12 protein-coding genes are annotated in these 13,565 nt (G+C 64.9%); 6 read left to right on the top strand and 6 right to left on the bottom strand.

The genetic code is table 11. From position 1 onward, the window contains the following. Window positions 1-34: 34 nt before the first annotated feature. Window positions 35-3,583, top strand: coding sequence for a PAS domain S-box protein (locus tag B0919_RS06890; RefSeq protein ID WP_078011498.1), 3,549 nt, complete (start codon window positions 35-37; stop codon window positions 3,581-3,583). Here the strand turns inward: B0919_RS06890 and B0919_RS06895 are convergent. Next, window positions 3,580-3,978 carry a DUF3224 domain-containing protein gene (locus tag B0919_RS06895; protein WP_078011499.1) on the bottom strand — a complete coding sequence of 133 codons (399 nt, stop codon included), beginning with the start codon at window positions 3,976-3,978 and terminating at the stop codon, window positions 3,580-3,582. The two genes, B0919_RS06890 and B0919_RS06895, sit on opposite strands and share 4 nt — an antisense overlap. A 186-nt stretch (window positions 3,979-4,164) precedes the next feature. Next, window positions 4,165-5,133, bottom strand: coding sequence for a transglutaminase-like domain-containing protein (locus tag B0919_RS06900; RefSeq protein ID WP_139361978.1), 969 nt, complete (start codon window positions 5,131-5,133; stop codon window positions 4,165-4,167). Between the two features lie 283 nt (window positions 5,134-5,416). On the opposite strand from B0919_RS06900, the gene B0919_RS06905 reads away from it, so the two are divergent. The 3 genes from B0919_RS06905 (at window position 5,417) to B0919_RS06915 (ending at window position 7,468) form a co-directional block, all read left to right on the top strand. Further along, entirely contained in the window at window positions 5,417-6,280 is an 864-nt protein-coding gene (locus B0919_RS06905; protein ID WP_078011501.1) for a helix-turn-helix domain-containing protein, read from the top strand. A 131-nt stretch (window positions 6,281-6,411) separates the two neighbouring features. After that, window positions 6,412-6,816, top strand: a complete 405-nt coding sequence (locus B0919_RS06910; RefSeq protein WP_254846507.1) for a DUF983 domain-containing protein — start codon at window positions 6,412-6,414, stop codon at window positions 6,814-6,816. Between the two features lie 319 nt (window positions 6,817-7,135). After that, window positions 7,136-7,468, top strand: coding sequence for a hypothetical protein (locus B0919_RS06915; protein WP_078011502.1), 333 nt, complete (start codon window positions 7,136-7,138; stop codon window positions 7,466-7,468). An 88-nt stretch (window positions 7,469-7,556) separates the two neighbouring features. Here the strand turns inward: B0919_RS06915 and B0919_RS06920 are convergent, their stop codons facing one another. The 3 genes from B0919_RS06920 to B0919_RS06930 all read right to left on the bottom strand — a co-directional run bounded on the left by B0919_RS06920 (window position 7,557) and on the right by B0919_RS06930 (window position 9,046). After that, window positions 7,557-8,270, bottom strand: coding sequence for a hypothetical protein (locus B0919_RS06920; protein ID WP_078011503.1), 714 nt, complete (start codon window positions 8,268-8,270; stop codon window positions 7,557-7,559). A 101-nt stretch (window positions 8,271-8,371) separates the two neighbouring features. Next, window positions 8,372-8,563: an alpha/beta hydrolase gene (locus tag B0919_RS06925; RefSeq protein ID WP_176132907.1), complete on the bottom strand. Its 192-nt coding sequence runs from the start codon at window positions 8,561-8,563 to the stop codon at window positions 8,372-8,374. A gap of 42 nt (window positions 8,564-8,605) precedes the next feature. Further along, window positions 8,606-9,046, bottom strand: coding sequence for an alpha/beta hydrolase (locus B0919_RS06930; protein ID WP_078011505.1), 441 nt, complete (start codon window positions 9,044-9,046; stop codon window positions 8,606-8,608). Window positions 9,047-9,166: 120 nt separating this feature from the next. Between B0919_RS06930 and serA the strand changes: the two genes are divergently transcribed. Next, complete coding sequence (gene serA / locus B0919_RS06935; protein WP_078011506.1) at window positions 9,167-11,068, top strand: phosphoglycerate dehydrogenase; 1,902 nt, start codon at window positions 9,167-9,169, stop codon at window positions 11,066-11,068. Window position 11,069: 1 nt separating this feature from the next. Then, window positions 11,070-11,666, top strand: a complete 597-nt coding sequence (locus B0919_RS06940) for a hypothetical protein (protein ID WP_078011507.1) — start codon at window positions 11,070-11,072, stop codon at window positions 11,664-11,666. Window positions 11,667-11,756: 90 nt separating this feature from the next. On the opposite strand, the gene B0919_RS06945 is transcribed toward B0919_RS06940, so the two are convergent. Continuing rightward, window positions 11,757-13,397 (bottom strand): PA14 domain-containing protein, encoded by a 1,641-nt coding sequence (locus B0919_RS06945; protein WP_139361965.1) that lies wholly within the window; start codon window positions 13,395-13,397, stop codon window positions 11,757-11,759. Window positions 13,398-13,565 lie beyond the last annotated feature (168 nt).

A 13,565-nucleotide genomic window follows, 5' to 3' on the forward strand; every position in this document is an offset into this window, starting at 1 on the left:
ACCCTGCTTACCTTGCTTTGCTTCCCCCTCTCGCATGACTGTGCTTCCTGATTTTGGCGACTACCTGGCTCTGTTTCGCCACCTGCCCGGTAGCTTTCTGCTGCTCTCCCCCGACGCGGATTTTACCGTCGTGGACCACACGGAGCAGCACGCGGCCGCTTCGATGAAGCAGCGGGCCGACGTGGTGGGCCGCCCGATCTTCGAGGCCTACCCCGCCGCCGACCAGAACGAAGCCGCCGTGCTGCGCGCCTCGCTGGAGCACGTGCGCCAGCATCACGAGGCGCACACCATGCCCGTCATTCGCTACGACCTGGAGCGGCCCGCCGCGCTGGGCGGCGGCCTGGAAGAACGGTACTGGCAGGCCACCCACTACCCCGTGCCCGGCCCCGACGGCCAGCTGCGCTTTATTCTGCAGCAGACGGAGGACGTGACGGCGCAGCACTTGGCCGCGCAGCACCGCCGCCAGCTGGCCGAAAGCCAGGAGCGCAACCGCCTCTTGCTGGAGTCGCTGCCCATCATGATCTGGACCACGCGCCCCGACGGCTGGACCGATTACCAGAACCCCTGGTGGCTGCGCTTCACCGGCCGCAGCATCGAGGAAGCCGCGGGCTGGGGCTGGATCGAGGACATGCACCCCGACGACCGGCCCGGCGTCAACGAGGCTTGGCAACGCGCGCTGCAAACCGGCGACGACTATCAGGTGGAGTACCGCCTGCGCCGTCACGACGGGCAGTACCGCTGGATACTGGTGCAGGCCGTGGCCCAGCGCAACGCGGCCGGCGCCATTACGGCCTGGCTTGGCACGGGCACGGACATCCACGCGCAGAAGGTGCACCAGCAGCAGCTGGCCGCCAAGGATGAGCAGCTGCTGCAAATCCTGACGCAGCTGCCCGCGTCGGTAGCCACTGTCGTGGGCCCCGACTACCGCTACAGCTTCTTCACCCCCAGCTACCAGCAGCAGATGGGCGGGCGCATCCGGCTGGGCGAGCGGGCCGCCGATTTGCTCCCCGAAGTGGCCGCCCAGGGGCACATTGCCCTGCTCGACGAAGTCTACCATAACCAGCGCCCCTACGTGGGCCTGGAAATACCCGCTGAGCTCCACGACCCCGCCACCGGCGGTACCCGCCAGTACTTCATGAACCTGGCGTACCAGCCGCTGCTCGACGCGGAGGGCCGCACCCAGGGCATTCTGGCCTTCGGCATCGACGTGACGGAGCAGGTGCAGGCCCGGCAGCGCGCCCAGGCCCTGCAGGCCGAGGTGCACCGCAGCACCGAGCAGCTGCGGCGCATGGCCGAATCCCTGCCCATCATCACCTACATCAACGAAGCCAACGGCGAGGGCCACTACGTGAGCCCGCAGTGGTACGCCTACACGGGCCTGCCGGAGGGCTCGTCCATCGCCTCGCACTGGCGCGAGGTCACGCACCCCGATGATCTGCCGCGCGTGGAGGCCGAGTACCGGGCCGGGCGGCAGGAGCGCCGCGGCTGGCGCATCGAGCTGCGCTTCCGGGGCCGCGACGGGCAGTACCGCTGGTTTCTGAACCAGGCCACGCCCGAGCTAAACGTCGACGGGCAGGTGCTGCGTTGGTACGGCTCCAACACCGACATCGACGACCAGAAACGCTTTCAGCAGGAGCTGGAGCGCAAGGACGAACAGTTTCAGCGCATGCTGCAGAGCTTCCCGGCCATCGTCAACACCATGGAAGGGCCTGAGCACCGCTACACCTACATTTCGCAGCAGATCAAGTCCTTGTTCGGCGAGCGGGTGTACCTGGGCGTCCGGATGGCAGATGCCCTGCCGGAGTTGGTCGAACAGGGATTCCTGCGCAAGCTCGACGAGGTATACCGCACCGGCCAGCCGTTCACGGCTACGGAGCAGCGCGTGAACATCATCAGCCCCGTCACCGGTGAGCTGGAGCCCCACTACTTCAACTTCACTTACCAACTGCTGCCCGAGCTGGTCAGCCGCCCCGAGTCCCGCGGCATCCTCTCCTTCGCCATCGACGTGACGGAGCAGGTGCAGGCCCGGCAGCGCGCCCAGGCCCTGCAAGCCGAAGTGCACCGGCAGGACCGCCGCCTGCGCCGCCTCACCGAGGCGCTGCCCGCCATATCGTTTATCCTCGGCTCAGCCATGCGCCTGGAGTACGTCAGCCCGCAGTGGTACTCGCTCACCGGCTACGCCCAGGCTACCGACGTGGACGCGGTGTGGCCCACGCTGATCCATCCCGACGACTGGGACAACGCTTACGTGACCTACAGCCGGGCCCTGGCCGCCAACGAAGCGCTGGAGTTTGAGTACCGCCTGCGGCAAGCCGATGGGCAGTACCGCTGGCAGGTGTGCCGCATCGTGCCCGAGCCTGGCCCCGATGGACAGGTCGTGCGCTGGTACGGCACGCTGGTCGACAACCACGCCCAGAAGGAGCTGCAACACGAGTTGCTGCGCAGCGAAGCCCGGTACCGCTTTCTGGCCGAAAGCATTCCGCAGCTGGTGTGGACGGCCGAGCCCGACGGCTCGATAGACTACATGAACCAGCGCTGGGAAGAGCTGACGGGCCGGCCCATGCAGCAGGCCCTGAACCTGGACTGGGCCGCCCTGGTACCGCCCGAAGACGTGGATACGGTGGTCGGCAAGTTTCTGCACGACATCCGGGCCGGTCACGACTACGAGCAGGAAAGCCAGCTGTATTCGGCCAAGGACGGGCAGTACCGCTGGTTTTTGCACCGGGCCACGGCCATGCGCAACGCCGAGGGCCAGATCGTGAAGTGGTTTGGAGCCAGCACCGACATCCACGATTCCAAACAGGCCCAGCAGCAGCTGCAGGCCCAGAACGAGCAGTTGCGACGCATCAACGAGGACTTGGACAACTTCGTGTACACGGCCTCCCACGACCTGCGCCAGCCCGTTACCAACATGGCCGGCATCTTTGAGGAGCTGATGCGCACGGCCACCTTCGCCGACCCGGCCGCCCAGACGCTGGTGCGGATGTTTGAGCGCGCCCTGCACCAGATGCACGACACGGTGCAGGACCTGGCGCAGGTGGTGCAGGTGCAGCGCCAGCACGAGCAGCTCCCGGCCGAAGCCATCGAGCTAAGGCCCTTCGCGCGGGAAATCGTGCGGTTGGTGCTGGATCAGCAGCCCAGCCCCGACGCCGAATTGGTACTGGACTTTGCCGCCGTGCCGGTACTCTCCTTCGTGCGGCCCAACCTGCAGAGCGTGCTCTACAATCTGCTCAGCAACGCCCTGAAGTACGCCATGCCCGGCCGCCCGGCCCGCGTGGAGGTGAGCACGACCCTGGAAAACGGCACGCCCGTGATACGCGTGCAGGACAACGGCCTCGGCCTGGACTTGCAGCGCCACGGCACGAACCTCTTCAAGATGTTTCGCCGCTTCCACGACCACGTAGAAGGCTCGGGCATGGGCCTGTACCTGGTCAACCGCATCGTGCAGCAGGCCCACGGCCGCCTGACGGTGGAAAGCGTGGTGGGCGAGGGCACTACCTTCTGCCTCTACCTGCCCAACGCGCTGCCGAGCAGCCCGCCTGCGGTAGCTCAGCTAGCGGCCAACTCCGAAGAGCAGCCCTAGCCAAACTCGTAGTGCAGGGTGAGGGCGCCCGGGCGGTCGGGGTGGCGCACAAACCAGCCGCGGCCGCGCAGGCCGTCCAGGTCGTGGGTGCCGGAACCGGGCACCACGGCAAAGTTGGCCTTGGCAACGCCTTCTTCCACGCAGCCGGAGTGCTCCAGCACAAAGCTGCCCTGCCGGCCGGCCACGCGCCCCACCACCCGCTCCAGCCCCACGGCGCTGGTCGAGCCATCGGCATGGTAAGTGAGCAGCATTTCCAGCCGGCCTTCGCCTTCGATGTCGCCCCGAAACAGCTGGGTGGCACTGGCCCGGGCCAGGGTAGGCTGGCCGTTGGTTTCGAGGCAAGCCTGCTCGGTCCAGACCCCAAGCTCCAGGGTACTTAGTGCGCGTTCGTTCATAGCCGTGGTAGGTTAGCGTGGTCGGGACCAAAGATAACCACCACTAAATAATATAGCCAATATTACTAATATAAATAGCAAAATACTTCACTTCGCCCCCATGCTTAAACCACCAGCCAAACGCCTTGACTGTGAGCAGCAAAGAGAAAATTGCACTGAAGGCCACTCCATGCGCCTTTAGGCAGTTTACTCCGTCGCGTCGCGGTAGCGGAACTGGTTGGTGAGGCCGGGGTAGGCCTGCCCATCCACCTCGGCGTAGGGGTACACGAAGTAGTTCAGCGGCTCGCCCTGCTGGGCGGGCGTCAGCACCAGGTCGCGGCCGCGGGTCAGCTCCACGCGGTTTTCGTCGTGGTGGCCGAAGAAGTACTCGCGCTTGTCGGGGTTCTTGGCCGCTTCGGAGGCGTCGATGGGCACCCAGCCGGTTTGCCTGGTGTAGAACTCGGCCCAGCAGTGGTAGCCCTTCACCTCCCCCGAGCCACGCTCGGGCGGCAGCGGGAAGCCGATGCTAAAACGGGCTGGAATGCCCAGGGCCCGGCAGTAGCCGATGAACACGGCGTGGAAATCGGTGCAGTTGCCGCGGCGGGCGTCGCAGGCGTAGTAGATGTCGCCGCGGCCCCAGCCCTGCCCGCTCTTGTCATACGTCACGGTGCTCACCACGTGGTTGTAGATGGCGCGGGCCTGCTCCAGTTCGGTGCTGGCGTGGGCCTGGGCCACCACGCGCCGGGCCCAGAGGCGGATGGAGTCGTCGAGGGGCACGAGGCGGTCGGGGGCCAGCCAGCGGCCCATGTTCGGGTCGGCGGGCTCGGCGGCTTTTTTGCGGCCGGTTACCTTGGGCAGCAGCGGGTTGATGTGCTCCCGACGCGTAACGCGGCAGTGCAGAGCCACGGTAGAGGACGCGGCGGGCGGCGCCACCCGCAGGTGCAGCATCTGGTTGCCGTATTGGCCAGCCTCCACGCGGTAGGGAAACGGGCACTCAATCTGCAGGCCCGTGACGTCCTGCGAGGCATCGGCGTGGGGCACGGGCAGCCACAGGTCCAGGGTTTTGGCCCCGGCCGGCGCGGCAGCCACGGTGGTCTGGTAATCGAAGGCGAAGGTGCGCGTACGCGGCACCACCGGCGCGGGCGTCTTCTGCGCAGTGGCAGGCGTGGTCAGCATCAGCAAACCCAGGCAAAAGGAAAGGCAGCCCGCCCGCCAACGCGGCGCGGCAACAGAAAAAGAGAGCATGGAGCAGGAATCAGGCCGTCGGCAACAACGATAACAATGGCAATCAGATGCTTGACTACCGCTATACGCAGGGCCGAACGACGCGGCGAAGGTACAGCAAGAAGCTGGCTCCGGCGGCGGCGCCGCGGCCCGCTCCCGCGGGCTTCGCCCGGGCGAGTGGGCGGCCGGTGCAGAGTCGGAACGTAGCGGCTAGCTTTAGGGCCCGTTTTGCGCCATGAAGTCCCCTGCCCCACCCGTTTTTGATCTGGCCGCGTTTCCGCAGCCCGCGGCCCGCCGGCCTTATTACGTGGAGCGCCTGGAAGTGCACCTGGCGCGGTTTCCGCACGTGCGCGAGCCGCACGCCCACGACTTCTACCTGCTGGTGTACATCGAGGCCGGCTACGGCACGCACACCATCGACCAGGTGAGCTACGAGCTGCGCCCCGGAAGCGTGTTTTTTCTGGCGCCGGGGCAGGTACACCACTGGCAGCTGCCCCCCGAAGTGCGCGGCTACGTGGTGTTCTTCGACGCCGAGTTTTACCTGTTCCGCTACCCCGGCCCGCGGCTCTACGAGTACCCGTTTTTTACCGGTGCCCACCCGCCCGTGCTCTACCTCCCGGCTCCCGACGAGCCGGAGCTGCACCCGCTGCTGGCCCGCCTTTACGCCGAAAGCACCACCGCCTTTCCTCACCAAGCCGAAATCATCCGCTCCTACCTTCACTTGTGCCTGGAGCTGGCGGCGCGGCACTTCCCGGCGGCTCCGGCGGGCGGCGGCAATCTGGCCCTGCAACAAATCCGGCAGTTCGGCGCCCTACTGAATCAGTACTACCGCACCATGCGCACCGTGCAGGACTACGCCGCTCAGCTGCACCTGACGGCCAACCACCTGAACGCCATCTGCCGCCGCGTGCTCAACAAGACGGCCAGCACCCTGATTCACGAACGGGTGGTAGTGGAAGCCCAGCGCCTGCTCGCCACCACGGCGTTGTCGGTGGCCGAAGTAGCCTACGAGCTGGGCTTCACCGATCCGTCGTACTTCGGGCGTTACTTCCGCAAGTACACCGGCCGCACGCCCGAGGCATTCCGCCAGCAGCGGTGATTTGTGCCAGAACTCCCACCAAGTAGTCCACTACTGTGGAGCACCACTGGGGTACTTTTGCCGTACGATATAGCTCTGCCCGGCGCTGCGGCGTGGGGCGGCCGCTCCGGACCTAACCCGATTTTACGCTCATGGCTACTACTGATTCTTCCGCCCTGGCTTTGCTGCAGCTGCGTTGCCCCCACTGCCACGAGGGCCCGCTGTTCACGCATTCGGCCTGGAACATCACCAAGTTTTCGGATATGCCCGGGCAGTGCCCCGTGTGCGGGCAGACCTACGAGCCCGAACCCGGTTTCTACTACGGCGCCATGTACATCAGCTTTGCCTTTGCCGTGGCCATTTTTGCCGTGACGGGCGTGCTGCTCTATTACCTGGCTGGCGACCCGGACCTGTGGGTGTACGTCATGTCGGTGGCGGTGGTGACGCTGCTCACCACGCCGCTGGTGTTCCGCTACTCGCGCGCCATCATGCTCTACCTGTTCGGCGGCGTGCACTACGACCCGCGTCGTAAGGCGGCTCACACTTCGGCCCGCTAGCCAGCCCAACTGAAATTGATTTCAACGCCTGGGCCCGTCATGGCTGACGGGGCCCAGGCTTTTTCTACATTCTTCTTATTTACAACTATTTACCAGCACCGCTACCAGGTTATTTTTTCACAAATACAAGCTGACACTGCAGTGGTTCAGGCGGGTTTCCAGGCTCAGTGCAACGCCAAAATTCAGGCCCAACTTAGCGGTGCTGAGCTAGCCAAACCACCCGCAAACTCAACCCTTGCTGCGGAGCCACGTTTAAGGCAAACTACTGTTCGGCTTCCCACGGCCGAGCGGGATGGTTTCACTAAACGACTCAACTCCCATGAAAAAGCTCCTCGTTCTTGCTGCCCTCCTCGTCACCGGTACCGTAGCGGCCAACGCCCAAACCCGTACCACCACGACCACGCAGCAAACCACGACTACCCCGACGCAAACGCAAACTACCGTGACCCCGGCCCCGGTAATGACGCAGCCCACCCCGGCCACGACCACCGAAACGACCACCACGACGGTGGAATCGACCACCACGGGCGGTGGCAGCAGCATCCAAACGCAAGGCGGCACCGGTGTTACGCAGGGCACCGTTTCGCCCCGCACCGATGACGTGAAAGTGAAAGACAAGCGCCGCAAGTCGAAGGCCAAAGCCAACGACTAAGCTTGTGCGGCTCAAGCCGTACTCAGCAAAAACACCCGGTTGCCCCTTGGATGGGCGGCCGGGTGTTTTTGCGTTAGTCCGTGTTGGTCTACTGGAGGCGGTACACCACGCCCGCGCGCCACACCTGCGCGTAGGCGTCGTTGACGCCGCCCACCCAGTCGCGGCGGTAGTTGCTCAGGCCGTGCGAGTAACTCAGCGCCAACCCAAAGCGCTGATAATAGGCGGTCAGGTCCAGCCGGGCGCGGGCATCCAGCGCGGGCTGGTCGCGGCCCTGGTCGACGCTGTACACCCGGCCGTTTTCATCCGTGGCCCGGCCTTTCTCCCTGCTGTAGAACAGCAAGCCCAGGTCGGCACCGGCGCTCAGGTCCAGGTCTACATTGCCCAGCCCAAAGCGGCGCCCCACGAAAGGGTGGGCGTTGACGAATTCGTTGGTGAGCGTGGTTTTCCCCTTGATGTTAGCCAGGTTATCATCCCAGGGTCCGCCGATCAGGATGAGGTCGACGCGGCTACGCAGCCGCTCGTACCCGGCCTGCAGCCCCAGCAGCAGGCGGCTTTTGGTAACCCGCTGCAACTGCAGCGCCGCTCCGTACGAAAACCCCGGCCGTGCGCCGTACGGGTTGTTGGTGTAGCCGTCGTTGTCGGCCGTACGCACCGAGATGAGGACGGTTTCGCGCACGGCCGAGTTACCCCGAAAATTAAAGCCACCGCCCGTCAGGTGCACGGAGGTTTCGAAGGTTTGGGCCTGCGCCGGGCCAGCAGCCCACAGCGTGAGCAGCCCCGGTAGGAGTAAGAAATAACGCATCCTGAACAGCTAAAAGATGACTGAGCAGCTACGCTGCTCTTGAAGAACCGAGCCCAACTGCGCGGGCGCGGTTGCATGGCCCCCAAAATGCGCGCCGGGTATTACCGCGGCGGGCTCAGTCGCTGCGTCAGCCACGCCACCACGTCGCCATCAACCTGCTGCCGGCACTCATCCAGCCCGTGCCGGCAGCCCGGGTACAGGCGCAATTCTTTGGGCTCCCGGGCCCGCTGATAGATGTTGCGCGAACAATCGTCGGGCAAAATTTCGTCGGCGGTGCCGTGCACCAGGAGCAACGGGCGCGGGCTTACCTGCGGCGCCAGGCGCGTGCCGTACGTCTAGCTGCTCATGGCCACCACGGCCGTCACGTCGTCGCTGAGAGCCCCGGCGGTGATGACCACGGCGCCCCCGAAAGAGTGCCCCACCAGCGCCACCGCCGGGCAGCCGTGTTGCTGCACCAGGTACTCCACGGCCAGCAGCGTATCCATCACGCAGTCCTCCAGCTCATTGGGATGCCGGTAGTGCAGGCGCAGGGAAGCAATACCCACGGCCGCCAGTTGGGTGGCCAGCCGCGGGTACATACCCCAAGCCGGGCCGTCGAGCCCGCCGCCAGCCCCGCCGACCCACACCACGGCCGGTGCGCCCGGCGGCGCGGCGTGCAGGCGCGCCGGCAAATCCCCGGCATTGGTGTGCAGCGTCAGCTCCTCTACCTCATCGGCAAAGCCGTGGTGCGTGACCGATTCCAACACAAACTCGACGCGCTCGGGGGTGGCAGGCATGGTAGTAGGAGGTAAAGAGAAGCAACCTGAGTAGGTGTACTTTGGAGCGAAAATTTGGATACTGCCGGGTTTAGGGCATATCGGGGTCATTTGCCCGCGGTTCTGTCCGATATTGCGGCCATGACTACCGCTGCCCTGCCTTACCTCGTCATCGACTTCGACAGCACGTTTACCCAGGTAGAAGCCCTGGATGAACTAGCCGACATTGCCCTGCGCGGCCGCCCCGAGCGGGCCCGGGTTGTGGCCGACATCAAAGCCCTGACCGACGCGGGTATGGACGGCTCCCTCTCGTTCAGCGAGTCGCTGAAGCGCCGGGTGGCCCTGCTTTCGGCCCGCCGGGAGCACCTCGCCGAGCTGGTGCAGCACCTGCGCACCAAGGTTACGGACAGCATCCGGCGCAACCAGAGCTTTTTCCACCAGCACGCCGACCGCGTGTATATCGTCAGCAGCGGCTTTCGGGAGTTTATCGAGCCGGTGGTGGCCGAGTTCGGCATTCCGCCCGAGCAGGTGCTGGCCAATACCTTCACCTTCGACGCCGACGGCAACATCACCGGCTTCGACCCCACCAACCCGCTTAGCCAGGACGGCGGCAAGATCCGGCAGCTCGAGCAACTGGGCCTGGAAGGCGCCGAAGTCTACGTGCTCGGCGACGGCATCACCGATTACCAGATCCGCGAGGCCGGCCTGGCCGCGCGCTTCTACGCCTTCACCGAAAACGTGAGCCGCCCCGCCGTGGTGGCCAACGCCGACCAGGTGGCCCCCACCTTCGACGAGTTTCTCTACCAGAATAAGCTTCCGATGACCCTCTCCTACCCCAAGAACCGCATCAAGGCCCTGCTGCTCGAAAACATCGAACCCACCGCCGAGCGGCTGTTCCGCGAAGAAGGCTACCAAGTGGAAATCGTGCCGGGCGGCCTCGATGAAGAGGAGCTGATGCAGCGCATCGAGGGCGTGAGCATCCTGGGTATCCGCTCGAAGACGCAGGTGACGCCGCGGGTGCTGGAGCGGGCCAACCGCCTCATTGCCGTGGGCGCCTTCTGCATTGGTACCAACCAAATTGACCTTGTCGGCTGCATGCAGCGCGGCATTGCCGTGTTCAACGCTCCCTTCTCCAACACCCGCTCGGTGGTAGAGCTGACCATCAGCGAAATCATCGCGTTGGCGCGCCGCCTGCCCGTCAAGAGCGAGAAGATGCACCGCGGCGAGTGGGACAAGTCGGCCGCCGGGGCCTTCGAGGTGCGCGGCAAGAAGCTGGGCATTGTGGGCTACGGCAACATCGGCGCGCAGCTGTCGGTGCTGGCCGAAAACCTGGGTATGCAGGTGCTCTACTTCGACATTGCCGAAAAGCTGCAGCTGGGTAACGTTGTGAAATGCCGCACCCTGCCGGAGCTGCTGCAACAGGCCGACATCGTGACCCTGCACGTGGACGGGCGCAAGGAAAACACTGCCCTCATCGGGGCCGAGGAGCTGGCCCTGATGAAGCCCGGCGCCCTGCTCATCAACAACGCCCGCGGCCACGTGGTGGACGTGCCGGCCCTGGCAGCGGCCCTGCGCAACGGCCACCTGGGCGGCGCGGCGGTGGACGTGTTTCCCTACGAGCCCAAAACCAATAACGAGACGTTTGAGAACGAGCTGCGCGGCCTCTCGAACGTGCTGCTCACGCCCCACATCGGCGGCAGCACGGCCGAGGCCCAGCGCAACATTGCCGAGTTCGTGCCGGAGCGCATCATGCAGTACATCAATACCGGCAATACGCAGCAGAGCGTAAATCTGCCCAACATTCAGTTGCCGGCGCAGCTGGAGGCGCACCGCCTCATCCACATCCACGCCAACGTGCCCGGCGTACTGGCCCGCATCAACAACGTGCTGGCCGAGCACCAAGTGAACATCCTCGGCCAGTACCTGAAAACCAACGAGCACATCGGCTACGTGATTACCGACGTGAACCGGCAGTACGACCAGGACGTGATTCAGGCCCTGCGCGCGGTGGAGCACACGATTAAGTTCCGGGTGCTGTATTAGCATGACGAAGAAGCGACTGACCCACCGTCAACGGGCGCAGCAGTACCTGCGCGAGGCCCAGGCCGCCGGCAATACCGCGCTGGCCGGGGAATTCGTGCAGGTACTGCACGAGCTGGAACAGCCGCGGAAGCAGGCCGTCGGACTGCTAATGAAGCGGCTGGCGGCTACGCCTCACTTCGAAACCAAGTACTTTATTAGCCGGGTGTTCGAAACCGTGAAGGATGAGCGCGTGCTGCGGCCCTTAATGCGGGCCATTGCCGACCCTGCCAACGTGGGCTACACGGCCAACTTCATCTGGGCCTGTAGCGCCTACGACTGCACCCGTCATCTGCAGTTTTTCGTGCGCCTCCTGCTTCGCAGCACCGACCCCGGCGAGCCGGTAGTGGCCTGCTTGGACGTACTGGACAACATGCAGGGGCCATTCGAGCCGGCAGTACTAAAACGCGGCGTGGCTCAGCTGCTACGCCGCAACGGGCCACAACTGGTACCCGATGCCACGCTGCACCCGCTAGATGAACTGTTTACTACTCAGGCGGCCTATATCCTGCTCGACAAGTACTTTACACAGGTGGATCAGACTTATAAGTCTCCACTATAAACTACCGCCTGATGCCTAATCAACTCAAACGCACAACGGGCGGCCCTGGTAGCAGGGCCGCCCGTTGTGCGTTTGATGACCGATAATAAGCTACTCCCCAGCCGGAGCCGGCGCGCCGGCCTCCGGGGCCGACGACTTGCGCAGCTGCAGCTGCTCGCGCGTGGTCACGGTGCCTACGGTCATGCGCAGGTTGTAGTCGCCGGCGGGCAGGCCGGTGAAGTCCAGCGTCTGGTGGTGCGGCCCGGCCGACTGGCGGCGGTAGTCTGACACGCGCACCGGGGCGCCGTTCTGGTTGTAGAGCACCCAGCCCGTGGGAATTTCCTCGGGCAGCTCGTAGCGCAGCTGCACCACGCCGTTGCTGGGGTTGGGGTAGATGCTCATCTTGTTGGCGCCCACGCCCGGACGGGCACCGGCCATAATCAGCGGGGCGGGCGCTTCTTCCTGCACCGGGGTCAGCTTCCACATCTGGCCTTCCTTGCCGCTGTAGCGCCACTGCACCACGCCGTCCACCGAGTCGCGCACGCTCAGGGCCTTGTTGCTGTGCTTGGCCAGCAGCTTGTAGTAACCGTGCTCGGTGGGCTCGATGCGCCACAGCTGGTTGTTGCCGCTGTAGTAGGTCCACACGTTCATGGCCGTGCCGTTGGAGGTAGAGCTGCCCAGCACTTCCAGCACTTTGTTGTTGCCGGGCACCAACAGGCGGTAGTAGCCGTTGCCCAGGCTTTCGATGCGCCACTGCGGGGCCGTTTTGGCGGCTTCCACCGGCGTAAGGCCAGCGGCCTGATAAGCGCGGCTGTTGGGGCGGGCGGGGTCCAGCACCTCCAGCGGCTTGCCGGTCGTGCGTGAGGTCAGGATGTACACGCCGGGCTCCACAATGGCCGGAGCTGCTTCGTCGCCAGCTTTGGCCGCATCCGTCTCCACCTTGGCTACCTTGGCGCTGGCCTTGTCGGCTTTGGTTTCGGCCTTGGCTACTTTGGTTTCCGCCTGGGCTACCTTGTTCTCGGCCTTAGCCACTTTGGTTTCGGCTTTGGCCACCTTGGCTTCGGCTTTATCGGCTTCCGCGGCGGCTTTGGCTACTTTGGGCTCGGCCTTGGCAGGAGCGGCCGGGGCCACAGGAGCTGCTGCTACCGGAGCAGCCGGCATTACGGGGTCGGGCGTGGTGGGCGAGCCTAACGGGTAGAGGTAGCTGGTGGGGATGAGCTGCGGCGCTTGCCCGGGGGGCATCCACTGCAGCTGAAAGCGGGCGTCGCCTTCACCGGCGGCAAACTCCAGCTTGATGGACGTCTTCTCCCCTGCCGCGAGGCTCACCGAGCCTTCGCTGCCTTTCTTGTTGCCGTTCCAGGTGTCGAGCACCTTCACCCCGTTCACCCACAGGCGTACCTCGCCGGTGGTCTTGGGTACGAAGCGGTAGCTGCCCGTGGAAGGAGCCGCCAGCAGGCCTTCCCACCGAATGGAGAAGTTATCTTCGGGCACGCCGGGGGCCGGGGCGCCCTTGCCCCACTGAAAGTCAAGCGACGGGTCCAGGCGGCGCACCACGGGAGCTCCGGCCAGCGTGCCGTTGGAGAAGTAGCTGGCCGTCAAGCCAGTCCCGGCTGTTTGGACGGGCTGCACCGGCAACCGCATCGGCTGCAACAGGCCAATGGTGCTGGCCGGGACCAATGAGGCCGCATCAGCCAACAGAGCACTTCCGGAGCTGAGCCCGGCCACCAGCGAGCAGAGTATCAGGCTACGCACGGGATGAGGAGTTTAAAGTAAAGGCACCGAAAAAATCGGCTCCATCGGGTCGATGGACGTCGGCGAACTTATTGGGTAAATCCGCGGCGGCATGAATTTACAGTTTCTGCGGCAGCCTTACCAGCAGCGCGGCACATTCCGGCTCGCTTTCATGCTAATAGCTAAATA

It is taken from the genome of Hymenobacter sp. CRA2 (genome assembly GCF_002007105.1).
Taxonomy (GTDB): domain Bacteria; phylum Bacteroidota; class Bacteroidia; order Cytophagales; family Hymenobacteraceae; genus Solirubrum.